At 69.9% G+C, this 25,532-nt stretch carries 18 protein-coding genes; 7 read left to right on the forward strand and 11 right to left on the reverse strand.

Annotated features, from left to right (window positions below; translation table 11 throughout):
• The 3 genes from BIV04_RS01310 to BIV04_RS01320 all read right to left on the reverse strand — a co-directional run bounded on the left by BIV04_RS01310 (position 1) and on the right by BIV04_RS01320 (position 3,871).
• Positions 1-1,260, reverse strand: coding sequence for an RNA polymerase sigma factor (locus tag BIV04_RS01310; RefSeq protein WP_071254607.1), 1,260 nt, complete (start codon positions 1,258-1,260; stop codon positions 1-3).
• A 240-nt stretch (positions 1,261-1,500) separates the two neighbouring features.
• On the reverse strand, positions 1,501-2,856 hold the full coding sequence (locus BIV04_RS01315; protein WP_071253481.1) for a nitrate/nitrite transporter: 1,356 nt from the start codon (positions 2,854-2,856) through the stop codon (positions 1,501-1,503).
• An 88-nt stretch (positions 2,857-2,944) separates the two neighbouring features.
• Complete coding sequence (locus tag BIV04_RS01320; protein WP_071254609.1) at positions 2,945-3,871, reverse strand: proteasome assembly chaperone family protein; 927 nt, start codon at positions 3,869-3,871, stop codon at positions 2,945-2,947.
• Positions 3,872-3,957: 86 nt separating this feature from the next.
• Here BIV04_RS01320 and BIV04_RS01325 point away from each other — a divergent pair, with 86 nt between their 5' ends.
• The 3 genes from BIV04_RS01325 to sucB all read left to right on the forward strand — a co-directional run bounded on the left by BIV04_RS01325 (position 3,958) and on the right by sucB (position 8,569).
• Entirely contained in the window at positions 3,958-5,436 is a 1,479-nt protein-coding gene (locus BIV04_RS01325) for a leucyl aminopeptidase (protein ID WP_071253484.1), read from the forward strand.
• Between the two features lie 174 nt (positions 5,437-5,610).
• Complete coding sequence (gene lpdA, locus BIV04_RS01330) at positions 5,611-6,984, forward strand: dihydrolipoyl dehydrogenase (RefSeq protein WP_071253486.1); 1,374 nt, start codon at positions 5,611-5,613, stop codon at positions 6,982-6,984.
• A gap of 91 nt (positions 6,985-7,075) precedes the next feature.
• Complete coding sequence (gene sucB, locus BIV04_RS01335; RefSeq protein WP_071253487.1) at positions 7,076-8,569, forward strand: 2-oxoglutarate dehydrogenase, E2 component, dihydrolipoamide succinyltransferase; 1,494 nt, start codon at positions 7,076-7,078, stop codon at positions 8,567-8,569.
• A gap of 23 nt (positions 8,570-8,592) precedes the next feature.
• On the opposite strand, the gene BIV04_RS01340 is transcribed toward sucB, so the two are convergent.
• A complete protein-coding gene (locus BIV04_RS01340; protein ID WP_071253488.1) occupies positions 8,593-9,954 on the reverse strand; it encodes a hypothetical protein in 1,362 nt (453 codons plus the stop codon).
• 122 nt (positions 9,955-10,076) lie between these two features.
• On the opposite strand from BIV04_RS01340, the gene BIV04_RS01345 reads away from it, so the two are divergent.
• On the forward strand, positions 10,077-10,799 hold the full coding sequence (locus BIV04_RS01345; protein ID WP_071253490.1) for a DUF4191 domain-containing protein: 723 nt from the start codon (positions 10,077-10,079) through the stop codon (positions 10,797-10,799).
• A gap of 92 nt (positions 10,800-10,891) precedes the next feature.
• Here the strand turns inward: BIV04_RS01345 and BIV04_RS01350 are convergent, their stop codons facing one another.
• The gene (locus tag BIV04_RS01350; RefSeq protein WP_043592664.1) at positions 10,892-11,335 is read right to left on the reverse strand and encodes an RDD family protein; all 444 of its coding nucleotides are present in this window, start codon (positions 11,333-11,335) and stop codon (positions 10,892-10,894) included.
• Positions 11,336-11,473: 138 nt separating this feature from the next.
• Here BIV04_RS01350 and glnA point away from each other — a divergent pair, with 138 nt between their 5' ends.
• Positions 11,474-12,898, forward strand: coding sequence for a type I glutamate--ammonia ligase (gene glnA, locus BIV04_RS01355; protein ID WP_071253492.1), 1,425 nt, complete (start codon positions 11,474-11,476; stop codon positions 12,896-12,898).
• A 190-nt stretch (positions 12,899-13,088) separates the two neighbouring features.
• Here glnA and BIV04_RS01360 read toward each other — a convergent pair whose 3' ends face one another.
• From BIV04_RS01360 to BIV04_RS01380, 5 genes are all read right to left on the reverse strand, one after another.
• A complete protein-coding gene (locus tag BIV04_RS01360; RefSeq protein ID WP_071253495.1) occupies positions 13,089-14,519 on the reverse strand; it encodes a UDP-glucose/GDP-mannose dehydrogenase family protein in 1,431 nt (476 codons plus the stop codon).
• Between the two features lie 55 nt (positions 14,520-14,574).
• Entirely contained in the window at positions 14,575-16,164 is a 1,590-nt protein-coding gene (locus BIV04_RS01365; protein WP_143048490.1) for a glycosyl hydrolase, read from the reverse strand.
• A complete protein-coding gene (locus BIV04_RS01370) occupies positions 16,157-17,743 on the reverse strand; it encodes a glycosyltransferase family 2 protein (protein WP_143048491.1) in 1,587 nt (528 codons plus the stop codon). The genes BIV04_RS01365 and BIV04_RS01370 overlap by 8 nt, the downstream gene beginning before the upstream one ends.
• Positions 17,744-18,250: 507 nt before the next feature.
• On the reverse strand, positions 18,251-21,196 hold the full coding sequence (locus tag BIV04_RS01375; protein WP_071253499.1) for a bifunctional [glutamine synthetase] adenylyltransferase/[glutamine synthetase]-adenylyl-L-tyrosine phosphorylase: 2,946 nt from the start codon (positions 21,194-21,196) through the stop codon (positions 18,251-18,253).
• 21 nt (positions 21,197-21,217) lie between these two features.
• Positions 21,218-22,555 (reverse strand): glutamine synthetase family protein, encoded by a 1,338-nt coding sequence (locus BIV04_RS01380; RefSeq protein ID WP_071253501.1) that lies wholly within the window; start codon positions 22,553-22,555, stop codon positions 21,218-21,220.
• Between the two features lie 37 nt (positions 22,556-22,592).
• Between BIV04_RS01380 and BIV04_RS01385 the strand changes: the two genes are divergently transcribed.
• A complete protein-coding gene (locus BIV04_RS01385; RefSeq protein WP_071254611.1) occupies positions 22,593-24,374 on the forward strand; it encodes an NAD+ synthase in 1,782 nt (593 codons plus the stop codon).
• Positions 24,375-24,421: 47 nt separating this feature from the next.
• Here the strand turns inward: BIV04_RS01385 and BIV04_RS16625 are convergent, their stop codons facing one another.
• Positions 24,422-24,592, reverse strand: coding sequence for an SPOR domain-containing protein (locus BIV04_RS16625; protein ID WP_143048492.1), 171 nt, complete (start codon positions 24,590-24,592; stop codon positions 24,422-24,424).
• A 66-nt stretch (positions 24,593-24,658) separates the two neighbouring features.
• Here BIV04_RS16625 and map point away from each other — a divergent pair, with 66 nt between their 5' ends.
• On the forward strand, positions 24,659-25,522 hold the full coding sequence (map, locus tag BIV04_RS01390) for a type I methionyl aminopeptidase (protein ID WP_071253503.1): 864 nt from the start codon (positions 24,659-24,661) through the stop codon (positions 25,520-25,522).
• Positions 25,523-25,532: the final 10 nt, after the last annotated feature.

A 25,532-nucleotide genomic window follows, 5' to 3' on the forward strand; every position in this document is an offset into this window, starting at 1 on the left:
CTACTCGAGGTAGTCGCGGAGCGACTGCGAACGCGACGGGTGGCGGAGCTTCGCCATCGTCTTGGACTCGATCTGGCGGATGCGCTCGCGCGTCACGCCGAACGTGTCACCGATCTGGTCGAGGGTCTTCGGCATGCCGTCGCCCAGGCCGAAGCGCATGCGGATGACGCCGGCTTCACGCTCGGACAGGCTGTCGAGCAGCGACTCGAGCTGCTTCTGCAGCATCGTGAATCCGACGGCGTCGGCGGGCACCACGGCCTCGGTGTCCTCGATGAGGTCACCGAACTCGCTGTCTCCGTCTTCACCCAGAGGCGTGTGGAGCGAGATGGGCTCGCGACCGTACTTCTGAACCTCGACGACCTTCTCGGGCGTCATGTCCAGTTCACGGGAGAGCTCTTCGGGCGTGGGTTCGCGTCCCAGGTCTTGCAGCATCTGGCGCTGGACGCGGGCGAGCTTGTTGATGACCTCGACCATGTGCACCGGGATGCGGATCGTGCGGGCCTGGTCGGCCATGGCACGCGTGATGGCCTGACGGATCCACCAAGTGGCGTACGTGGAGAACTTGAAGCCCTTGGTGTAGTCGAACTTCTCGACGGCACGGATCAGACCCAGGTTGCCCTCTTGGATCAGGTCGAGGAACTGCATGCCACGGCCGGTGTAGCGCTTGGCGAGGCTGACCACGAGTCGGAGGTTGGCACCGAGCAGGTGGCTCTTGGCCCGTTGACCGTCGCGGGACACCCAGCGCAGCTCGCGCTCGAGCTCGCGGCTCAGGCCGGTGCTGTTGGCGAGCTTGTCGTCCGCGAACAGGCCCGCCTCGATGCGCATGGCGAGCTCGACCTCTTCGGCCGCGTTCAGCAGGGCGACCTTGCCGATCTGCTTCAGGTAGTCCTTGACGGGGTCGGCCGTCGCGCCGGTGATGGTCGTCGAGTAGACGGGCATCTCGTCGTCGTCGTCCTGCGAGATGACGAGCGCACCGGTCGGGAGGATCTCGGGGGCGGGCTTCGCGCCTTCGCCGTCGGCGTCGTCGGCGGCGGCCGGGTCGACGGCGGCCTCGGCGTCGACCTCGTCGTCGGCGGATTCGGCCGCGGCGGCCTTCTTGGCGGCTGCGGTCTTGGCCGGAGCCTTGGTCGCCGCCTTCTTGGCGGGAGCCCGCTTGGCCGGAGCCTTCTTGGCGGCGGGAGCCGTGGTCTCGGCCTCGACGGCCGTGTCGTCGGTCACGGCCTCGTCGGGGGCCGCGGTCGCTTTGCTGCGTGTAGCCATGCGAACACCTTTCAGTTCTCGGTACGTTCCGGACCGGACGCGATCGTCGCGTTCACGTGCGCCGGTGGGGACGTCGACCGGCACTGGGCGTCGGCCGAATTCGGGCAGTACTAGGACCCATGTCAAGTCCCCGATCGAAAGCGCGCCGACTGTGCCGACTCGTGAACTCGATCGATGGACATGAACGGGTCCGTATCCCATTATTGCACGTCCGACCGGTGTCGGACGACACAGGGGACGTCAGGCTTCCGGCCCCCGTCGGGGCCGGCGGCGCGCGGCCTGCCATCTCCTGTTCAGGGCAACCCAGAGGGGCGCCACCTCTATTCCTTCCTCGAGGCGCAGGCCCCGACGGGTGCGTCGGCGCTCGACGAGCAGGGCCACCACGCCGCCGCCGACCACCACGTACTGCACGAGCAGCGCGATGCGGAACGACTCGAAGGCGAAGAGGTCGCTCGGCTGTCCCGAGGCGATGCGGGCCGCGTCGAGTCGGTCGAGGACGACGCCGATGAGGAACATCATGACGAAGCTCGCCAGGAAGCCACCGACGTTGACCACGCCGTTGGCCACTCCGAGGCTACGGAGCGGGTTGAACGTCCGCGCGAAGTCGAATCCGATCAGTGAGCCCGGCCCGCCCACCCCGAGCACGACGACCAGCACGTACGCGAGCCAGTGAGGTGGCGTCCCGGGCCACGCCAGCAACGCCGTCCAGACGACGGCGAGCACCGTGACGATCCCGAGGACGAGGTTGGAACGTCGCATCGGGTACCGGGCGACCAGCACCCCGAGGACCGGCCCCGCGACGACGCCCGACAGCACGAGCAGCGAGAGCATGCCGGAGGCCTCCCCGGTCGAGAAGCCGAGACCGCCCACCAGCAGCGGAACGCCCCACAAGAGGCTGAAGACCGTGCCCGAGGACTGCGTCACGAAGTGCGACCAGAACCCCAGCCGGGTCCCCGGGCGGCGGACGCTCTGTCCCAGCTGTCGGCCCGCGTCGGTCCAGCTGACGACCGCCTCGGAGCGGACGCGTCCGGTCGGCGACTCCTTCACGACCAGGAGCACGACCACGGCGGCGACGACCGAGAGGGATGCCGCGCTGAGGAAGGCCGGGCCCCACCCCGCCCCGTGCAGGACGATCGACAGGGGCACGGCCGACAGGACCTGGCCGAGCTGTCCGACGTTGCCGGTCCACTGGGACACCTGCGGCAGGATCGGGCCACGGAACCACGAGGGCAACAGGCGGATCACCGAGATGAAGGTCATCGCGTCGCCGGCGCCGACGAGCACGCGCCCCACGACGGCCACGCCGATGGTCGGCGGCGAGAGCGCCACGACGAGCTGGCCCGCGGCCAGCAGGACGGCACCGGCGACGATGAGCCTCTTGGGTCCCACCCGGTCGAGCAGGACGCCGACCGGGATCTGCAGCCCCGCGTAGACGACGAGCTGCACGACGGCCAGGGTCGACAGGGTCGAGGCCGAGACGCCGAAGAGGTGCTGCGCCTCGACGCCCGAGACGCCGAGCGACGACCGCTGCAGGACGGCGACGACGTAGGCGAAGACGGCGGCTCCCCAGACGAGCCAGGCACGTGCGGAGTTCACCCCGCGACCCTAGCCGACCGCGGGCTGGCCGCCGGCCCGCGCCTCCTGCGCCACCCGGTCGGAACGGACCCGGGAGGCGCGGTGCCGGTCAGGAGCGGTCGTCGCCCTCGCCGTCCACCCGCCGGGTGGCGAGGAACTTCTCCAGTTCGGCGGCCAGGGCGTCGGCCGAGGGAACCTGGCCGTCCTGGTCGGTCAGCGGAGAGGGCAGCGGGTTGCCCTGCATGTAGGTGTCGTGACGTTCCTCGAGCGTGGCGACCAACCGGGACAGCTCGTGGTTGCCGGCGACCTGCTCGTCCACCTTGACCATGAAGTCGCGACCCTCTTCGCGGAGGCGATCGGTCGGGAAGATCAGCCCCGTCGCGGCGCTGATGCTCGACAGAGCCGCCACGGCCGCGTCGGGGAACTCGGTGTCGGCCAGGTAGTGCGGCACGAGCAGGACGAAGCCCGCCGTGGGGTGACCCGTCTCGCCGAGGCGGTGCTCGACGAGGTGCAACGCGTTGGCGGGCGCCTGGGTGACGGGTTTCCACACGGACATCGCCTCGACCAGGTCGGAGCGGTTGCCGCTGACCGTGACCCCGATCGGACGGGTGTGGGGCACGGGCATCGGGATGGAGTGCACCCAGGTCGTGGTCGAGACGCGGTAGCGCTCGACGAGCTGCACGACGGCCGCGGTGAAGCGCTGCCACTGGAAGTCGGGTTCGAACCCGGCCAGGAGGAGGAACCGTTGACCGAGGTCGTCGTGGACGAGGTACAGCGAGAGGGTCGAGGGGTCGATCTCGGAGATGTGGTCCTGATCGAAGGTGAAGGTCGGGCGACGGGCCCGGTAGTCGAGGAGCTCGTCGGCGTCGAAGGTCGCCACGAGGGTGTGGTCGAGGGTGTCGAGGACGTACTCCGCCAGCTGGCTCACCGCCGAGCCCGCGTCGGCGAACCCGGTCAGGCCGGCGACGAGCGGCAGGCCTTCGGGTACGTCGTCGGCGTCGGGGGTGATGTCGTAGAGAGCTGCGGGGTCGTGCATGGTCTCCATGCTAGGCACCGGGCGTCGACGGGAGGGGCGCACGACCACGTGCCGAGAGCGAACACCACGGTCGATACGATGGGCCGATGACCGTCGCCACGCTCTCCGTCCTGCCGTCCGATCCGATCGCCGCCGAGGCCGACGTCCTCGTCGTCGGCGTCATGAAGGGGGCCGACGGCCCCGAGCCGACCCTCGAGGTCCCGGGGCTCGCAGAGTCGTTCGCCGCCCTGGGAGTGACCGGCGCCCGGGACGAACTCGTCAAGGTCCCCGCGACCGGCGTCACCGCCTCGATCGTTGCCCTGGTCGGCCTGGGCGACTCCGTCACGGCCGAGAGCCTCCGCTACGCCGCGGGCTCGGCCGTCCGTCAGCTCACCGCCGTCGACCGGGTCGTCCTGGCTCTGCCCGTGGGCGACGCCGCCGACGCGCTGGCCGCCCTCGAGGGCGCCGCGATCGCCTCGTACGAGTTCGACGCGTTCCGCCACGCCTCGGCGTCCGACACCCGTCGACACGCCCGCGACATCGTCCTGGCGACGTCGGCCGACGTGCAGGACTCCGTCCTCGAGCGTGCGACCGTGGTAGCCGAGGCCGTACACACCGTCCGCGACCTGGCCACGACTCCCCCTCAGCAGATGTACCCCCAGGCACTCGCCGACTTCGCCGTGGCGCATGCCGCGGACGACGCCCTCTCCGTCACCGTCCTCGACGAGGACGGTCTCCGCGACGGCGGGTACGGAGGCATCCTCGGCGTCGGCCAGGGGTCGAGCCGCGGACCCCGGCTGGTCAAGGTCGAGTACTCCCCCGCCGGAGCCGCGAAGCACCTGGCCCTGGTCGGCAAGGGCATCACGTACGACACGGGCGGGCTGTCCCTCAAGCCCGCCGCCAGCATGCTCGGCATGAAGGACGACATGACGGGGGCCGCGACGGTCCTCGCCGTGACGGTGGCCGTGGCGAAGCTCCGGCTGCCCGTGCGACTGACCGCGTGGCTCTGCATCGCCGAGAACATGCCGAGCGGCACGGCGATCCGACCCGACGACGTCCTCACCATCAAGGGCGGCACCACCGTCGAGGTGACGAACACCGACGCCGAGGGCCGACTGGTCATGGCGGACGGCCTGGTCGCGGCGAGCGACGAGCAACCCGACGCCATCGTCGACGTGGCCACCCTCACGGGCGCCCAGGTCGTCGCCCTGGGCATGCGCTACGTCGGCGTCATGGGCAACGACGACCTCGCGTCCGAGATCGTGTCGCTCGCCGACACGACGGGCGAGACGTTCTGGCGCATGCCGCTGGCTGCCGAGCTGCGCGCGCGCCTGAACTCCGACGTGGCCGACCTCGTGAACGCGACCCCGGGCAACACGGCGGCCGGCATGCTGCTGGCCGGAGTGTTCCTGAACGAGTTCGTCGGATCGCGCGAGGGCACGTCCACGCCGATCCCCTGGGCGCACCTCGACATCGCGGGGCCGTCGAACAACAAGGGCGGCGGTTACGGCTACACGGCCAAGGGCTCCACGGGCGTGACCGTCCGGACCCTGATCGAGCTGGCCGACAAGTTTTCCGCTGCGTAGTAAGGTCGTGGGAGCGGGAGAAACCCGCTGAGATCGGTCCCCCGAGGGCATCCGCCGACGTGCGTCACGACGACGCCGCCGAACGGTGCGATCGGTACGGGGACGGGCGTCGTCGCCACCGCGACGGCCCCGCCTCGGCGTCGGGGCACCGCGGACGCACGAGGGAGTTGCTGGGTGTCGGAACAGAATTTTGACCTGGTGGTGCTCGGTGGCGGGAGCGGCGGATACGCCGCAGCGCTGCGAGCGAGCGAGTTGGGCCTGAGCGTCGCACTCGTCGAGAAGGACAAGGTCGGGGGCACCTGCCTCCACCGAGGCTGCATCCCCACCAAGGCGTTGCTCCACTCGGCCGAGGTGGCCGACGTGTCTCGCGAGTCCGCCAAGTACGGCGTCAACACCGACTTCCACGGCATCGACATCGCAGCCGTCACCTCGTACCGCGAGGGCATCGTCGCCAGCAAGTACAAGGGTCTCCAAGGGCTCGTCAAGGCTCGTGGCATCACGACCGTCGAGGGCGAGGGCAAGCTGACCTCGCCGTCGACCGTCCAGGTCGGCGAGACCACGCTCAAGGCCAAGAACGTCGTGCTCGCCACCGGCTCGTACTCGCGCAGCCTCCCCGGTCTCGAGATCGGCGGCAAGGTCATCACGAGCGAGCACGCACTCGCGCTCGACCACGTGCCGAACAAGGTCGTCATCCTCGGCGGCGGTGTCATCGGCGTCGAGTTCGCCAGCGTCTGGAAGAGCTTCGGCGTCGACGTGACCATCGTCGAGGCTCTGCCCCACCTCGTCCCCAACGAGGAGGAGTCGATCTCGAAGCAGTTCGAGCGCGCCTTCCGCAAGCGCGGCATCGCCTTCTCACTGGGCGTTCGGTTCCAGGGCGTCGAGCAGAACGACGACGGCGTCGTCGTCACCCTCGAGGACGGCAAGACGTTCGAGGCGGACCTCATGCTCGTCGCCGTCGGCCGTGGCCCCTCGACCGCGGGTCTCGGCTACGACGAGGTCGGCATCACGATGGACCGCGGTTTCGTCCTGACGAACGAACGCCTCGCGACCAACGTCCCCGGCGTCTACGCCCTCGGCGACATCGTGCCCGGCCTGCAGCTCGCCCACCGCAGCTTCCAGCACGGCATCTTCGTCGCCGAAGAGATCGCGGGCCTCAAGCCGCAGGTGATCTCCGACGTGAACATCCCCAAGGTGACCTACTCCGACCCCGAGGTCGCATCGGTCGGCCTGACCGAGGTCAAGGCCGCCGACCAGTACGGCGCCGACAAGGTCACCAGCTACGACTACAACCTCGCGGGCAACGGCAAGAGCCACATCATCGGCACGAGCGGCTCGGTCAAGGTCGTCCGCGTGGTCGACGGCCCCGTCGTCGGCGTGCACATGATCGGCGCCCGCGTCGGAGAACTGATCGGTGAGGCACAGCTCGCCGTCAACTGGGAGGCCTACCCGGAAGACGTCGCCCCCCTGATCCACGCGCACCCCACCCAGAACGAAGCCCTCGGAGAAGCCATGCTGGCCCTCGCGGGCAAGCCGCTCCACGCGATGTAGATCCCGCGCACCATCGCTCCTGCGAAGCAGGGGCCCGCATCACCACCACAGCAATCACAGACACACAAATGTCGTCAAAGGAGCCCCACAGATGAGCGAATCCGTCAACCTCCCGGCACTCGGTGAGAGTGTCACCGAGGGTACGGTCACCCGCTGGTTGAAGAACGTCGGTGACCGCGTCGAGGTCGACGAGCCGCTGCTCGAGGTCTCGACCGACAAGGTCGACACCGAGATCCCTTCGCCCGTCGCCGGTGTGATCGAAGAGATCCTCGTCGCCGAGGACGAAACCGTCGAGGTCGGCACCGCCCTGGTCCGCATCGGAGACGGCAGTGCCGCCGAGGCACCCGCGGACGAGCCCGAAGCCGCCGCAGAGCCCGAGCAGGCTCCCGCGGCACCCGCCGAAGCAGAGGCCGAAGAGGCCGAGGTCGCCTCGTCCGCCGCACCCGCCCCGGGCGAGGACTCCGCGGCCAGCGCGCCCGAGCCCGCTCCCGCCGTTGATCCGGCTGCTGCGGCACAGCAGGAAGCTGCCAGCCAGCAGCCTGCCGCCTCGCAGCCCGAGGCCACCCAGCCCAGCAGCGAGCAGCCGGCCCCGTCGGCACCGACCCCGTCACCCGCCACGGGTTCGTCCGAGACGTCGGCACCCGCCACCCCGGCCCCGAACAGCGGTGCGCCCGTCGGCTACGTCACCCCGCTCGTCCGCAAGTTGGCGAACGAGAAGGGCGTCGACATCTCGACCCTGACGGGCAGCGGTGTCGGGGGTCGCATCCGCAAGGAGGACGTCCTCGCCGCCGCCGAGGCTGCCGAGACCGCCGCGTCCTCGACCACGTCGGCACCGGCCTCCACCGGTCCCGCACCGATCGAGGTCTCGCCGCTGCGCGGCACGACCGTCCCGATGTCGCGCCTCCGCAAGGTCGTCGCCGAGCGCGCGGTCCAGTCGATGCAGGCCATGGCTCAGCTGACCAGCGTGGTCGAGGTCGACGTCACGAAGGTCGCGGCGTTCCGAGACGCGAACAAGGGTGCTTTCCTCGAGAAGACCGGCAACAGGCTGTCCTTCCTGCCCTTCTTCACCCTGGCGGCCGCCGAGGCACTCAAGGCGCATCCCAAGCTGAACGCCACCGTCGACGGCGACTCGATCGTCTACCCCGACCACGAGCACGTGGCCATGGCGGTCGACACCGAGCGAGGCCTGCTGACGCCCGTCATCAAGAACGCCTCCGACCTCGACCTCGCGGGCATCGCCGGTCAGATCGCCGACCTTGCACAGCGCACGCGGGACAACAAGCTGAAGCCCGACGAGCTGGCCGGTGGCACGTTCACCGTCACGAACACGGGTTCGCGAGGTGCCCTGTTCGACACCCCGGTGGTCTTCCTGCCGCAGGTGGCCATCCTCGGCACCGGCATCGTCGTCAAGCGCCCGGTGGTCATCAAGGCCGACGGATCGGAGTCCATCGCGATCCGGTCCATGGTCTACCTGGCCCTGTCGTACGACCACCGCATCGTGGACGGTGCCGACGCCGCGCGCTTCCTGGTCGCCGTCAAGGAGCGTCTCGAGGGCGGGGACTTCTCGTCCAAGCTCGGCATCTGACGCCCGTCGGGTGAGGCCGGACCTCACCGATCGACGAACACGTCTCGAAGCCGCCAACCGGCCTCGGTCCTCATCACGAGGACCGAGGCCGGTTCGCCGTGGGGGCCCGTCGCCTCGAGCACGACCGTCCCGCCGGCTCGTGACGCCCCGCCGGTCAACTCGAGTGCGACCGTCGCCCCGCCGGCCAGCGAGGGGTCGTCGAGCACGGCCGCGTCGCGGAGCGCGATCGGTGAGCCCGGTTGGTCGACGGCGTCGAGACAGCTGGGTGTCACGTCGCGCAGGCACTCCAGACGCGCCGCCAGGAGCACCTCGGCGGCTGCGCCGGCATCGTCACCGACCACGAGCGCCTCCACCTCGTCGAGAGAACCGGTTCCACCCGACCGAGAAGGTGCTGTCGTGACGGTCCCCGGGGAGTCGCCTGCAGGATCTCCCGGCTTGGAGGACTCGGCACCGGCCGAGACCGTACTCACCCTGTCGTCGGAGCCGTCGTGGCGTGCCGACGAAGCCGTCCCGAGGACGACCGCTGCACCGGCGACGACGACGGCGCCCGCCGCGAGCAGTCGGTAGCGCCGTCGAACGGCCCCGAGGGCGGTGAACACCTGTCGCGGTCGCAGGTCCCGCACACCGGCGATCACCCGGTCGAGCGCCTCCGATTCGGGCAGGAGCGCGAGCCAGCCCCGCATGACCGGCTCGTCCTCGAGGGCCGACACGTGGGGGTCTCCCCCGAGACCGTCGTCGACGCCCTCGACCACGTCGTCGACGCTCGAGAGCGGAACGGCCTCGCCGAGGTCGAAGACCGACTCGACGAGGGACTCGAAGCTCGTCGCGTCCAGGGTCGGCATCGAGTCCCGCGACGCCGGTCGAGCCGCGCGCTCGACGACGGCCCGGGCGAACTGCGCCGCCACGGGCAACGAGGCGCGCTCGGCGTCCGGCCCGGCGGCCGCTTGCCGAACGCCGACCAGCACAGGGGCCCCGCGGGCGTCGATCTCGACGTCGTCGACGTCGAGAGCACCGATGGCCGTCCCCCGACGGGCCAGGTGCTGGACCGCGTCCAGCACGGGCACGACGAGGGTGATGGCCTCCCCCGGCTCGGGACGCCCCCTGGCGGCGAGCCACGAGGCGAGCGGGTCGCCGCCGAGGTCCTCGAAGACGAGCACGAGCTCGCCCGACGCACTCGTCAGCACGTCGACCAGGGGCGCGACGTGCGGGTGGTCCGCGCGCGCGAAGGCGACCGCCTCGGCGACGGGAGAGCGTCCTGCCGAGCCCGACCCGCGCCTCCTGAGCACGACGCGCGACCCGCCGGGTGCTTCGGCGAGGATGCGCTCCACCCCGCCGTCGAGGCGCCGGGAGAGCACGCGGTAAGGGCCGATCGACTCGCTCGTCATGAGGCGATGGTGTCGTCCCGAGGCCGACGCCGTCGTCCCGCCGGAGACCTCTGTCGACCGTCGTCGGATCCGAGGCCCTGGGGAGGACTCGTCGGGACCGCTTACCCCGTATCCTGGTCCACATGGCTCGTCGCACGTCCCCCGAGAACACGTCCCCGAAACCGCCGAAGGAACCCGGCCGTCTCAAGCAGATGTGGCAGGTCTTCCAGATGACCCGCCGCGTCGACAAGACGGCGCTGCCGATGATGCTGCTGGCGTTCTTCGTGCCCGTGCTGCTCGGTGTGGTCGCGGCGCTGCTGCTCACGGGCGGCAACGTGCTCGCCCTCGTGCTGTACATCGTCGTCGGCGTCATGCTCGGGTTCCTGCTGCTGCTGATCGTGCTGGGCCGGAAGGCCGAGCGCGCGGCGTACTCGCAGATCGAGGGGCAGCCCGGTGCCGTGGGTGCCGTCATGAAGAGCGGCCTGCGTCGTGCGTGGCGCGCCGCCGAGATGCCCGTGGCCGTCCAGGGCCGCAGCCAGGCCGCTGTGTACCGCGCGGTCGGCAAGCCGGGTGTCGTGCTCGTCGCCGAGGGTGGCGCCGGTCAGACGCGCCGACTCGTCGACGAAGAGCGTCGCAAGGTCACCCGCATCCTGCCGAACGTCCCGGTCCACGTCCTCAACGTCGGCCCCGACGCCGACTCCGTGCCCCTGCACAAGCTCGCAGGACGCATGAACAAGCTGAAGTCCTCGATCAACCGCAACGAGGTGCTCGCCGTCAGCAACCGCCTCCAGTCCCTCGGTCAGAACGGCCTGCCCATCCCCAAGGGCGTCGACCCCTTCAAGGTGCGGTCGGGTCGTCCGCGCTGACCCCGGAGACTTCCGCCTCGACGTGACGTGACGACGGCGCCCCTCCGACCAGGAGGGGCGCCGTCGTGCGTCGGTCGGGTCGGAGGGGCGCCTCAGACGCGGACGAGGAGCGTGCCGGCGACACGGTCGTGCAGGCCCCGCTGGTCGAGGTCCCAGACCACGGCCGGGATGACGAGCACGAGCAGTACCGACCGCAGGACGGGCCGTCCGACGCCGATGCGGCCTCCGGCCATCGGCACGAGACGCATGCCCAGTGCGAGGTGCCCGAGCGAGCCGCCGAACAGCACGAGGAAGAGCATCTGCATGAGCAGGAACACCCCGGTGATGGCGAGGCCCTCGCCACCGAAGAAGAGCGCGGCCACCGCGTAAGCGATCGCCCAGTCGACGGCGAGCCCGGCGACGCGCCGCCCGAGTCGGGCCACGGAGCGCGGCCCCTTCTCGGGCAGCCCGAGCCGCTCGCCGGGCCAGCGCTGTGCCCCGTCGTCGGGGCCACCCACGGAGGCGGGGCGGGAAGGAGGCGCGGTGCGATCGGGCATGCCCCGAGCCTACCGAGGGGCCGAGCCGTAACATGCCGGAAACATGAGGGACACCGCAGCGAAACGGCCCCTCCGTAGCCTCGTCGGAGGCTGCGTCCCGCATCCGATCCGTTCCAAGCCCATTGGAGAGACATCTAGATGTTCACTGATTCTTCCGAGGTGCTGAAGTTCATCAAGGACACCGACGTCAAGTTCCTTGACATCCGCTTCACCGATCTTCCCGGTGTCCAGCAGCACTTCAACATCCCCGCCTCCACGGTCGACGAGGAGTTCTTCTCCGTCGGACAGCTCTTCGACGGGTCCTCCATCCGGGGCTTCGCCTCCATCCACGAGTCGGACATGCAGCTCATCCCCGACGTCACGACCGGGTACGTCGACCCGTTCCGCGTCGAGCGCACGCTCGTCCTCGTCTTCGACATCTTCAACCCGCGCAACGGCGAGCTCTACAGCCGAGACCCGCGTCAGGTCGCCAAGAAGGCCGAGAAGTATCTCGCCTCGACCGGCATCGCCGACACCGCGTTCTTCGCCCCCGAGGCCGAGTTCTACATCTTCGACGACGTCCGCTACGAGGTGAAGCAGAACGCCAGCTCCTACAGCGTCGACTCCGAAGAGGGCGCCTGGAACACCGGCCGCGTCGAAGAGGGCGGCAACCTCGCCAACAAGACGGCCTACAAGGGTGGCTACTTCCCGGTCAGCCCCGTCGACAAGACGGCCGACCTGCGGGACGACATCAGCCTCAAGCTGATCGACTCGGGCCTCGAGCTCGAGCGCGCGCACCACGAGGTGGGCACCGGCGGCCAGCAGGAGATCAACTACAAGTTCGACACGATGGTCCACGCCGCGGACGACATCCTCAAGTTCAAGTACATCGTCAAGAACACGGCCGAGCAGTGGGGCAAGGTCGCGACCTTCATGCCCAAGCCGCTCTTCGGCGACAACGGCTCGGGCATGCACACCCACCAGTCGCTCTGGAACGACGGCAAGCCGCTGTTCTACGACGAGAACGGCTACGGCGGGCTCTCCGACCTGGCCCGCTGGTACATCGGTGGCCTGCTCAAGCACGCCCCCGCGGTGCTCGCCTTCACGAACCCGTCGATCAACTCGTACCACCGCCTGATCCCGGGCTTCGAGGCCCCCGTCAACCTCGTGTACTCGGCCGGCAACCGTTCGGCGGCCATCCGCATCCCGATCACGGGCACGAACCCGAAGGCCAAGCGGATCGAGTTCCGCGTCCCCGACGCCGCCTCGAACCCGTACCTGGCGTTCGCCGCGCAGCTGATGGCCGGCCTCGACGGCATCCAGAACCGGATCGAGCCGCACGAGCCCGTCGACAAGGACCTCTACGAACTGCCCCCGGAAGAAGCGAAGAACATCCCGCAGGTGCCGGCGTCGCTCGAGGGTGCGCTCGATGCGCTCGAGGCCGACCACGAGTTCCTGACCAAGGGCAACGTCTTCACCGAGGACCTCATCGAGACCTGGATCGCGTACAAGCGCGAGAAGGAGATCCTGCCCATGGCGCAGCGTCCTCACCCCTTCGAGTTCGAGCTGTACTTCGGCGTCTGATCCGATCGCACCACGAGAGGCCCGCATCCCCCAGAAGGGTGCGGGCCTCTCGCGTCGCCGGCGCAGGGGGCCTCGATGAGGCGACCCGCGCCTCCTCGGAGCCGTCGACGACCAGGAGGCGCGGGTGGCAGACGCAGGACGGGCCGCCTCCCGGGGGAAGCGGCCCGTCAGCCCGTGCCCGACGATCCGGTCAGGCGGGTACGGCGGTCGGCGTCAGCACGCGGCGCTGGGCCGGGGTGCGACGGCCGCCCAACGGACGGACCTCCCACCCGGCGGCCGACCAGACCTCGGCGTCGAGCACGTTGCGTGCGTCGATCACCACGGGGTTGGCGGCGAGCTCGGCGAGCCCGGCCGCGTCCGCCCCGACGAACTCGGGCCATTCGGTGAGCAGCAGCACGGCGTCGGCGTCCGTCACGGCCTCGGCGGCCGAGTCGGCGAACGACAGGGTCGGGAAGCTGCGCTGGGCCGTCTGCGTGGCCTCGGGGTCGACCACGAGCACCTGGGCGCCGCGCAGGTGCAGCGCCGCCGCGACGTTCAGGGCAGGCGAGTCGCGGACGTCGTCGGTGTGCGGCTTGAACGCCGCCCCGAGCACCGCGATGCGCCGGTTGAGCACCGAGCCGCCACAGGCGTCGATCGCCTGGTCGATGACCCGCTGGCGCTGAGCCATGTTGATCTCGTCGACCTGTTGCATGAGCCCGACGACGCGGTGGGCCGACAGCTCGTTGGCCCGGAACATCAAGGCCCGGATGTCCTTCGGCAGGCAGCCGCCGCCGAAACCGAGGCCGGCGTTGAGGAACTTGCGTCCGATGCGGTCGTCGAAACCGAGGGCGTCGGCGAGGGTCGACACGTTGGCACCGGCCGCCTCGCACAACTCGCTGATCGCGTTGATGAACGAGATCTTCGTCGCGAGGAACGCGTTGGCGCTGACCTTGACCAGCTCGGCGGTCGGCAGGTCGCACGAGATGACCGGCGTGCCCGTGGCGATGGGCATCGCGTAGACCTCGCGCATCAGGGCTTCGGTGCGGACGTCGGTCCCGCCGAAGACGATGCGATCGGGGCGCAGGGTGTCCTCGACGGCGTGACCCTCGCGGAGGAACTCGGGGTTCCAGACGAGGTCGGCCGAGACGCCGGCGGGCACGACGCCGACCACGATCTCGCGCAGGTGCGCCGCCGTTCCGACCGGCACGGTCGACTTGCCCACGATGAGGCCGTCGTGGCTCAGGGCGGCGGCGACGTTGCGGGTCGCCTCCTCGACGTAGGAGAGGTTCGCGGCGTGGCTCCCCCGGCGCTGCGGCGTGCCGACGCAGATGAAGTGCACGTCCGACAGGGCGACGGCCTCGGCGAGGTCGGTCGTGAAGGTGAGCCGGCCCGAGCCGACGTGCTTCACGATGAGCTCGGGCAGGCCGGGCTCGAAGAACGGGACGCGCCCCTCGGCCAGGGCGGCGACCTTGGCGGGGTCGGTGTCGACCCCGATCACGTCGAAGCCCATCTCGGCCATGGCCGCGGCGTGCGTGGCACCGAGGTAACCGGTGCCGATGACGCTGATGCGGGGCTTCACGGAGGGGGTGTCGGCTGCCGTCTCGACGACGGCGGACTCGGGGGTGGTGGCGTCTTTCTTCATGATGCGCTCCTGGGGATGAGGGAGAGGCGGGAGACGAGGAAGGGAGTGGGTGTCGTCACGGCGACGGCTGGAGGTCGTAACCGACGTCGCGTCGGGTGATCCCCGCCGTGAAGGCGGCGAGGCTGTCGGACCGCGACGTGAGGCGCCAGTCGTTGGTCGACCGCACTCCGTCGACGACCGTGGTGGCCACGAGGTCGAAGTACGAGAAGCCGATGATGTCGGCGTTCGCCGGATCGGCCAGCGCGGTGAAGAGCGAGTTGAACCACTGCGCCTTCTCGCTCGTGGCCGTGGGATCCGACGAGCCACCCGTCTCGCTCGCACCGATCTCGGCGAGCAGGATGTTCTTGCCCGGTGCGATGGCCCGCAGCTGCTTCAGCGTGGCTCCGAAGGTGCTGTCGAACGTCGGCTGCGACTTGTCGTCGTACGGCGGCCGGTAGTAGCCCGACATGCCCACGATGTCGACGTAGTCGGCGCCCGGGTAGAGACTCGCGAGGAAGGCCTGCGTCGTGTGGTCGCTGCCGCCGGTCTTGCCCGTGGCCAGACGGTCGATGCGCGTGGGCGCCCAGATCCAGGCGACCAGGTCGTTCGCCCCCTGCCGCTCGAACAGGTCGTGGACGTGCTGCCAGGCTTTCACGTAGTCCCCGGGCCCGTTGCCGTTGACGGCGCCCTTGCTGTTGCCGTAGTCGGTGCTCCAGGGGTACCAGGTGCCGTTCATCTCGTGGTCGAACCGCAGTGCCAGCGGCATGCCGTTCGCGACGATGTCGTCGGCGTAGGTCGTCAGGTACGAGTCGAAACTGCCGTCGATGATCTTCGTCAGGCTGTAGTCGGGCTGTTCGGGTTCGTTGTTGCCGGCTTTGATCGGCTGCGACTCCCACGTCAGCACGGGCAGCTTGCCCCGCGACCAGGACGACCGGACGGCGTCGGCGCGGAACTCCTGGTCGAAGCCCTGGAAGTAGCCGACCATGTTGGCCTCGGAACCGACCGCCGCCTCCTGCGCGTCGTAGGTCGCCCAGTTGAACGGCGCCTGATCCGTGAAGAGTCCGAAGTAGCGCGACTCGGGATCGACGATCGAGGCGAGGGAGGGCGTCTCGATCGTGACGGGGCCCGTGGTGCCCCCACCGGTCGAACCGTTCGAGCCGGTGCCTCCCGACCCGGAGCCACCGGACGCACCGTTCCCCCCGCCTCGTCCACCGGCCGCGGTGCCTGCCGCGCCCGAGCCCGACCCCTGGGCCGCGTCCGCGGCGGACTGCGCCTGGGACAGGGCCGACTCGGCGGAGGCGAGCTTCGCCTGCGCCGCGGTCAGCTGCCCTTCGGACGTCCAGGCCTGCTGCTGCACGTCGGCCAGGGCCGCCTTGCTCTCGGCGAGCTGCTTCTTGGCGGAGACCAGCTGGTCGAGCAGCGCGGATCGATCGGCCTTGAGCGACGAGACGTTGATCGACGGGTCGACGCCCGTGACCTCGGTCACGGCGCTGCGGACGATGTTGTCCGACGGTGAGACCCAGATGAGCCACGAGATCATGGCGAGCAACACCACCACGGCGGTGGCGCCGAGCGCGGTGCGCCGGGCGTTGCCGTGAGAGGTCGCCCACCAGGCTCCCGACTGCATGTGGACGGGCGTGACGAAGTCCTGCGTCGAGTCAGACAATGAAGAAGACCTCCAGGGCGATGATGGCGGCGCCGATCAGGTACGGGAATCCGGCTTTGGGGTTGAGGCGGCGACGAGGAGGCGCGGTGGCGGTGGTCACAGCGGCCACCGGTGCCGGAGCGGTCGCCCCCTCGGCCTCGGCGGCCAGGGCCGCCTTGCGGCTCTTGACGAGGACCGCTCCTTGTTCGTCGGTCTCGTCGGTCGCCGAGCCGAAGTCGAAGAGCGTGTCGACCCCGGGGTCGACGCCGTCGCGGAACTGCCGTTCGAGGGCGTCGATGGGGGCCTCCTCGGCCACCTCGTCGAGCGCGCCCTGCATCTCGTCGTTCGCCGCGCCTCCTGCGTACGCCCCGGCCCGGGTGCCCCAGCCGCTGGCGTGGCCCATGCGGAAGAACCCGATGACCCGGATGGGCATGAGGAAGAACGTCGACACGATGATGAACACGGGGAGGCGGAAGAAGTCCGAGGGCTTCTCGGCCAGGTGGCGCATCTGACGGATCGACATGCTGAGGACCGACGAGACCACCATGAGGACGACGATGCTGATGAGGCCCGTCTGCACGCCGTACTCCTCGAGGATGCCGCGGTACAGGTTCACGCCCTGACCGGTGATCCCTCGGTAGATCCAGCCCCCGATGACGCCCATGAGCATGAAGGGCAGCACGATGTCCATCGCGAAGAAGAACGCGAGCAGCGGGGCGTGCCCGACCATCCAGGGCATCATGCGGAGGGTGTTGTACTGGCTGCCGCGCGCCCATCGCAGCTGCTGCTTGTAGAGCTTCTTCAGCTGCAACGGGGCGTCCGTGTAGACCAGGCTGGTGTGCTGGTAGACGGTGCGGTAGCCCTCTTTGAGCGTGAGGTTCGTCAGGGTGCGGTCGTCGCTGACCTCGAGGAACACGCCCATGAACTTCTCCGTCATGAACTTGTCCATGACCCGCACGAGGATCTCGCGGCGGAAGGCGATCGTTCTGCCCGGCAGGCAGCCGATCTGCCCCAACACGCTCTGCGCCGGCATCGAGTAGAGGGCGCGTGAGTTCTCTAGCCAGTCGGCCCAGCGGGTGATCCAGCTGCGCTCGGGCTCGAGGATGCGCTGGCGGGTGGTGACTCCCCCGACGTTCTCCTGGGCGAACGGGCGGAGCAGTTCGGAGAGGGTGCCCGGCGTCCAGACCGTGTCGGAGTCGACGAGGACGGTGATGTCGCCGCGGCTCAGCTCGGTGCCGATCATGACGGCGTTGCGCTTTCCGGGGATCGGCGTGTGCACCCAGCGCACGAGCGGCCCGAACTCCTCACAGACGGCCGCGAGCTCGGGGTTGGGCTTTCCGTTGATGACGACGATGATCTCGCCGGGGCCCTGTTCGACCATGCGGCCGATGACGTCCCGGAAGAGGTCGAGCGGTTCGTCCACGACGGGGACGACGACGCTGGTGGTCCCGCGGAACTCCCCCGTGAAGGGTCGGTAGCGGCGGGAGAGCAGGACCTTGATGATCCAGAGCACCCAGATGAGGGCGCTGTAGGCGGCGAAGAGGTAGATCTCGGGGTATCCGGCCGCCATGGATCGGATCTGCAGGATGAAGGTCAACACGATGGCCACCTGAGGTGTGAGAAGGGATCGACTTCCGCAACGCTGGGGAATTGGTCTATCGGGTTAGGGGAATTCTCAGTCACTCACGGGCCACTCACAAGCACCCCCCGACCGCGGGGGGCGGGATCGCCGGGTCGGGGTACGTCGAGTCCGGCAAGGTGCTGTCGACAGAAGTGCTGACACGAACGCGACGCGGCGACTGCCAAACCATTCGGTTCGGCACGGATGACCGTCGTTCGCGAGGCTGTGATCGTCGATCGAGAGAAAGTCCTGATCAGAGGCTCGGATCGGGCACATCGCATTCGCATTGCCCAATGGGCAACAATTCTCCACAGGGCCCTCGACCCTGCCCCACCCCCACACGTGGGTCATCTTCCCGAAACGTGATGGACATGTGGAGAGGGGTACAGACGCGCGAAACGGGGTACACGAAAAGAGGCCGACATCGACCCACGAGGATCGCGAGGTCACGCTGCGCCCCGGGCGTGTCGCACGGCCCGGGGGTGGTCAGCCGAGTGGTTCGGGTGCCTCGTCGACGCCGTAGAACTCACGCTCGAACACGGCGCGCGACCGGCGGGTGGCGGCGAGGTAGTCCTCTTCGAGGGTGGTGGCGGAGCCCGGCGGGTACTCCATCAGGCGAGCGACACCCTCGAGTTGACGACGATCCCGCGGCAGCACGTCCTGCGTCCGGGAGGTCCAGAGGGTGACCGCCGACCGCGCCCTCGACGCCATGATCCAGGCGTCGTGCAACCGCCGGGCGTCGTCGTCGGCGACCAGGCCCGCGTCCACGGCCGCGGCGAGGGCGTCGAGCGTCGACGGCGTCCGGAGGCCGGGCACGTCGACCCCGTGCTGGAGTTGGAGCAGTTGGACGAACCACTCGACGTCGCTGAGCGACCCGCGTCCGAGTTTCAGGTGGCGCGAGGGCTCGGCCCCCTTCGGCAGGCGCTCGGACTCGACCCGGGCCTTGATGCGCTTGACCTCGCGGACCTGCTGCTCGGTCAGCTCGGCGGGGTACCGGACCGAGTCGGCGACGACCATGAAGTCGTCGAGGAGGGCCTGGTCGCCGGCCACGGGTCGCGCGCGCAGCAACGACTGGGCCTCCCAGGTGAGCGACCAGCGCGCGTAGTAGGCACGGTACGAGGACAACGAGCGCACCACCGGCCCGTTCTTCCCCTCGGGACGCAGGCCGGTGTCGAGGTCGAACGGCACGAGGGCGTCCGAGGTGAGGCGGCTCATCTCGGCGGCCACGGTGAGGGCGCGACGGTGCGCCGTCTCGTCGCCCTCGGGAGCCCGGTAGACGTAGAGCACGTCGGCGTCCGAGCCGAATCCGAGCTCTTCTCCCCCGTACCGCCCCATGGCGATCACGGCGAACTCGAGATCGCCGGCGTTCCGGCGGGCCAGGGCCAACGCCCCGGTCACCGACGCCGTCGTCACCGCGGTGAGGCCCCGGGCGAGGGTGTCGATGTCGAGGATGCCCAGGATGCCGCCGACGGCGAGTCGCAGGATCTCGCGGCGCCGCGCCTGGCGCAGGACGGTGGCCGCCGCATCGGGCGAGCGATGTCGCGCGAGGGTGGCGGCCGTCTCGTCGAGGAGGCTCGAGAGGGGGCGGGCCCGGAGCTCGGCGTCGTTCTCGAGCCAGGCCGCGGCCTCGGGGATGCGCTCGAGGAGGTCGGCCGCGAAGGTCGACGACGACAGGACGGTCGTCAGGCGGTGGGCGGCCCCCGACGAGTCGCGCAGCATGCGGAGGAACCAGTACGACTCGCCCAGGCCGTCGCTCAGGCGCCGGAAGGCGAGCAGGCCGAGGTCGGGGTCGGTGCCGTCGGCGAACCACTGCAGCATCGCGGGCAGCAGGTGACGTTGGATGCTCGCCCGGCGCGAGACACCGGCCGTCAGGGCCGCGATGTGACCCAGCGCGCCCTTCGGATCGGCGAAGCCGATGGCCGCGAGCCGTGCCGTCGCCTGGTCCGAACTGAGGGCGAGGTCCTCTTCGGGACGGGCCGCGACGGCCGAGAGGAGCGGGCGGTAGAACAGGCGCACGTGCAACGTGCGGACCCGACGCTTGACCCCCTGCCACAGGTCGACGAGCTGGGCCGCACCCGGCGCGAGGCCGGTACCGCGGGCGAGGACCCGGAGCGCGTTCTCGTCGGTCGGCATGAGGTGCGTGCGCCGCAGTCGCGTCAGCTGGATGCGGTGCTCGAGCAACCGCAGCACGCGGTAGTCGCGGTCGAACTCGGCGGCCTCGGCACGTCCGACGTACCCCCGCGCGGCCAGGGCGCCGAGCGCGTCGAGCGTCGAGCGCTGGTGCACCCGTTCGTCGGCCTGCCCGTGCACCAGCTGCAGCAGCTGGATGGTGAACTCGATGTCGCGCAGCCCGCCGGGACCGAGCTTGAGCTGCCGGTCGACCTCGCCCGCGGGGATCAGGGCCGTGACCCGTTCGCGCATGGCCTGGACCGACTCGACGAAGTTCTCGCGCGAGGCGGCCGACCAGACGAACGGGGCGACGGCGGCGACGTAGCGCTCGCCGAGGTCGACGTCGCCGGCCAGGGGCCGCGCCTTCAGCAGGGCCTGGAACTCCCACCCCTTCGCCCAGCGCTCGTAGTAGGCGACGTGCGACTCGAGCGTCCGGACCAGGGCGCCGTCTTTGCCCTCGGGGCGGAGGTTCGCGTCGACCTCCCAGAGGTCGGGCTCGACGGCGAGGTCGGAGATCGCGCGGGCGGCGTGCATCGCGAGACGGCTGCCGATCTCGACGGCCCGCCCGTTCTCGAGCCCGTCGACCCCTTCGGCAACGTAGACCACGTCGACGTCGCTGAGGTAGTTGAGCTCGCGGGCACCGGCCTTGCCCATGCCGATGACGGCCAGACGGGTGCGGTCGACGTCCGCGGCGGGGAACGGGACCTCGCGTCGGGCCACGTCGACGGCGGCGTCCAGGGCGGCGCCCGCGAGGTCGGCGAGGGCGGCGGCCACCCGGGGCAGGACCTCGACGGGGTCGTCGGCCTCGAGGTCGTACGACGCCAGCTGCAGCAGGTGGCGTCGGTACCGGACCCGCAACGCGACGCGGGCCTCGTCGCCGGTCAGCCCGATCGCCGCCCGGCGGACGTCGTCTCGGTACGTCGCCGCCGACGGCGGTTCGTCCAGGGGATCGAGCAGGACGGTCGCCTCGGCGGGGCGACGCGCGACGAAGTCGGCGAGCCCCTCGGACGCGCCGAAGACCCTCAGGAGGCGCGGGCCGGCCTCGCCATCGAGCAACTCGACCACGCCGGCACGATCACGCTCGACCGACCGCTCGAGGTGCACGAGGGCCGCGTCCGGGTCGGCCACCGTGGCGAACCACGGGAGGAGGTCGCGCACCTGGGGTACCTCGGCGACGAGGCGGTCGAGCCGGTCGCGCCCCGCACCGAGGTCGGAGAACCCGAGCCGCGCCAGCTCGGAGAGACCGGTCGCGGATCGGGGCATGAGGGCGGGGCGGCCGGTCGGCTAGAGGATCTCGAGGTTCGAGCGCAGCTCGAACGGCGTGACCTGTGCCCGGTACTCTTTCCACTCTTGACGCTTGTTGAGCAGCACGTAATTGAACACCTGCTCGCCCAGGGTCTCGGCGACGAGTTCGCCGTTCTCCATGATCGACAGGGCGTGGTCGAGGCTGGCGGGCAGTTGACGGTAACCCAGGGCGCGACGCTCGGCGTCGCTCAGGCCCCAGACGTTGTCCTCTGCCTCGGCCGGCAGTTCGTAGCCCTCTTCGATGCCCTTGAGACCCGCCGCCAACATCAGCGAGAAGGCCAGGTACGGGTTCGCGGCGGAGTCGATGGCACGGTACTCGACGCGGCTCGAGTTGCCCTTGTTGGGCTTGTAGAGCGGGACGCGCACGAGCGCCGAGCGGTTGTTGTGACCCCAGGTCACGAAGCTCGGTGCCTCGTCGCCACCCCAGAGGCGCTTGTAGCTGTTGACGAACTGGTTCGTCACGGCCGTGATCTCGGGGGCGTGCTTGAGCAGGCCGGCGATGAACTGACGGCCGATGGTCGAGAGCTGGTACTCGGCCCCCGCCTCGTAGAAGGCGTTGGAGTCGCCCTCGAAGAGCGACATGTGCGTGTGCATGCCGGAGCCGGGGTGCTGGCTGAACGGCTTGGGCATGAACGAGGCGAAGACACCCTGCTCGATGGCGACCTCTTTGATGACCGTGCGGAAGGTCATGATGTTGTCGGCCGTCGTCAACGCGTCGGCGTAGCGCAGATCGATCTCGTTCTGACCGGGCCCCGCCTCGTGGTGGCTGAACTCGACCGAGATGCCCAGGTCTTCGAGCATGCGGACCGAGCGGCGACGGAAGTCGTGGGCGGTGCCGCCGGGGACGTTGTCGAAGTAGCCGGCCGAGTCGACCGGCTGGGGGCCGTCGGCGCCGAGCTGGGCGCTCTTCAGCAGGTAGAACTCGACCTCGGGGTGCGTGTAGAAAGTGAAGCCGCGCTCGCCGGCCCGGGCCAGGGTGCGCTTCAGCACGTTGCGCGGATCGGCCACGGCTGGCTGGCCGTCGGGAGTCGTAATGTCGCAGAACATGCGGGCGGTCGGATCGATCTCGCCTCGCCAGGGCAGGATCTGGAAGGTCGTCGGGTCGGGCTGGGCGAGCACGTCGGCCTCGTACGACCGGGTCAGGCCCTCGATGGCCGAGCCGTCGAAGCCGATGCCCTCGGCGAACGCCCCCTCGACCTCGGCCGGGGCGATGGCAACGGACTTGAGGGTGCCGATCACGTCGGTGAACCAGAGGCGGATGAACTTGATGCCGCGCTCTTCGATCGTGCGGAGGACGAAGTCCCTCTGTTTGTCCATGCCACGGCCTTTCTGCTCCGCCACTACGGTAGTGGACATGCCCCGACTCCGCTTGGCGCTCGCGCAGACCAACCCCGTCGTCGGCGACCTCGCCGGCAACTCCGCCCAGATCGTCGAGGCGGCCCGTCGGGCCCGCGCCGCCGGTGCCGACCTGCTCGCCGCGGGCGAGATGAGCGTCACGGGCTATCCGATCGAAGACCTCGCCAGCCGGCCGAGTTTCCTGCAGGCCAGTCGGCACGCCGTCGAGGTCCTGGCCGAGACCCTCGAGGCCGAGGGCCTGGGCGACCTGCCGGTCGTGGTCGGTCACGCCGACGGCCCGTTCGAGCCCCGACTGCTGGGCACGAGCAACGCCCCCACGGCCATCGCCAAGAACTGCGCGAGCGTCCTGCAGGGCGGGCGTGTCGTGACGACCACCGCCAAGTACCACCTGCCGAACTACTCGGTCTTCGACGAGTACCGCGTGTTCATCCCCGGTGACGAGCTGCTCGTCGTCCGGGTGGGCGGCGTCGACGTCGCCCTCGTGGTCTGTGAGGACCTCTGGCGCGACGGCGGCCCGGTCGAGCGCGTGCTGCACGCCGACGCGGGTCTGCTCCTCGTCATCAACGCGAGCCCGTTCGTCCGCGACAAGGACGAGGTGCGCCTCCCGCTCGTCACCCGCCGGGCCGTCGAGAACGACACCCTGGTGGCCTACGTGAACATCGTCGGCGGTCAGGACGACCTGGTCTTCGACGGCGACAGCGTGGTGGTCGACGGCGACGGGACGATCCTGGCCAGGGCCCCGCAGTTCGACGAGCACCTGCTGGTCGTCGACCTCGACCCCGAACCGGCCACGGACACCGAGCTGCCCGAGGGCATCCGCCGAGTCGAACTCGAGGCGGCGACCGAGCCGACCGAGGACGGTGCCGGTGGCTCCGGGGCCGACGCGGGCCGCGCCTCCTCGTCCACGATCGAACGCGACGTCGCCGAACTGCCCGACGATCGGCAGCAGCTCTGGAACGCCCTCGTGCTCGGCACCCGCGACTACGTGCGGAAGAACGGGTTCCGCAGCGTGATCCTCGGGCTCTCGGGCGGCATCGACTCGGCCGTGTGCGCGGCGATCGCCGCCGACGCCATCGGGGCCGACGCCGTGTACGGCGTCTCGATGCCGAGCCGGTGGTCGAGCGATCACAGCCGCAGCGACGCCGACGACGTCGCCGAGCGGATCGGCGTGCGGTACTCGACCGAGCCGATCGCCGACCTCGTCGCGCCGTTCGAGGACCAGTTGCACCTCACGGGCCTGGCGGCCGAGAACGTGCAGGCCCGCGCCCGGGCGCTCGTGTTGATGGGCTTGTCGAACCTGCACGGCCACCTCGTGCTGACCACCGGCAACAAGACCGAGCTGGCCGTGGGCTACTCGACGATCTACGGCGACTCGGTCGGCGGGTTCGCACCGATCAAGGACGTCCCGAAGACGATGGTCTGGGAGCTCGCCCGGTGGCGCAACGCCTACGCGGAGTCGATCGGCGAGACCGCGCCCATCCCCGAGAACTCGATCACGAAACCGCCGTCGGCCGAGCTGCGTCCGGACCAGAAGGACGAGGACTCACTGCCTCCGTACGAGGTGCTCGACGGCATCCTCGAGGGATACATCACGAACGCGCTCGGGGCGGCTGACGTCGTCGCGCTCGGCTACGACGCCGACACGGTGGCCGAGATCACGAAGCTGGTCGACCGGTCCGAGTGGAAGCGCCGCCAGGGGGCGATCGGTCCGAAGATCTCGGGCATGGCCTTCGGTCGCGACCGCCGTCTGCCGATCACCTACCGGCCGACGACCGTCTGACGCCCGAGCGCCCCGTCGGCGATCGGTCGACGGGGCGCTCGATCCGGTCAGTCGTTCGCGGTCTCTTCGGCGTCGAGGGCGGCGTTGCGGGCCTTGATCGTCTCGATCGCCCGCGCCGCCTCGTCGCGCGTGGCGTAGGGCCCGGCCCGGTCGACGGCCGGCGAGACCTTGCCCTCTTCGACCTCGTGCGTCTTCGTGTTGAACCAGAACTCGGCCATGGTGTCGTCCTCTCGGTGCGGCTGTCGAGAACGCGAGCCCGTCGCGCTCCCCCTAAGCTTGATCGTATGCCCCGGGACTCCCACGGATTCTTGACCCCGGGCCGGATCTCAGCGCAGCGTCCGGTCCCCCCGTCGATCGCCCGACCCGAGTACGTCGGCAAGGCCGCCCCCGCCGAGTACACGGACGGCGACGTCTACGACGCCGAGACCGTCGAGCTCATCCGCGAGAGCGGTCGCATCGCCTCGCAGGCCATCGACGCGGTCGAGGCCGCCCTCCGCCCCGGCGTGACCACCGACGAACTCGACCGAGTCGCCCACGAGTTCGTCGTCGCGCACGACGCCTACCCCTCGACCCTGGGGTACCGCGGTTACCCCAAGTCGGTCTGCACCTCGGTGAACGAGGTCATCTGCCACGGCATCCCCGACGACACCGTCCTCGTCGACGGCGACCTGATCAACATCGACATCACCGCCTACAAGAACGGCGTGCACGGCGACCTCAACCGCACCTTCGTCGTCGGCGAGGCCGCACCCGAGACCGTCGAGCTGGTCGACCGCACCCGCGAGGCACTGCGTCGCGGCATCAAGGCCGTCGCCCCGGGCCGTCAGGTCAACGTGATCGGTCGGGCCATCGAGTCCTACGCCAAACGCTTCGGCCTCGGCGTCGTGCGCGACTACACCGGCCACGGCGTCGGGCGCGCCTTCCACTCGGGCCTGATCATCCCCCACTACGACGCCCCGCAGTACGACGACGTCATCGAGGTCGGCATGGTGTTCACCATCGAGCCCATGCTGACCCTCGGCGGCATCGACGCCGACGTCTGGGACGACGACTGGACCGTCACCACCCGCGACAAGAGCCTCACGGCCCAGTTCGAGCACACTTTGGTCGTCACCGAACGCGGTGCCGACATCCTCACGCTCTCCTGAGAAAGGACCA

This window comes from Frigoribacterium sp. MCBA15_019, assembly GCF_001864945.1.
Classification (GTDB): Bacteria; Actinomycetota; Actinomycetes; order Actinomycetales; family Microbacteriaceae; genus Frigoribacterium.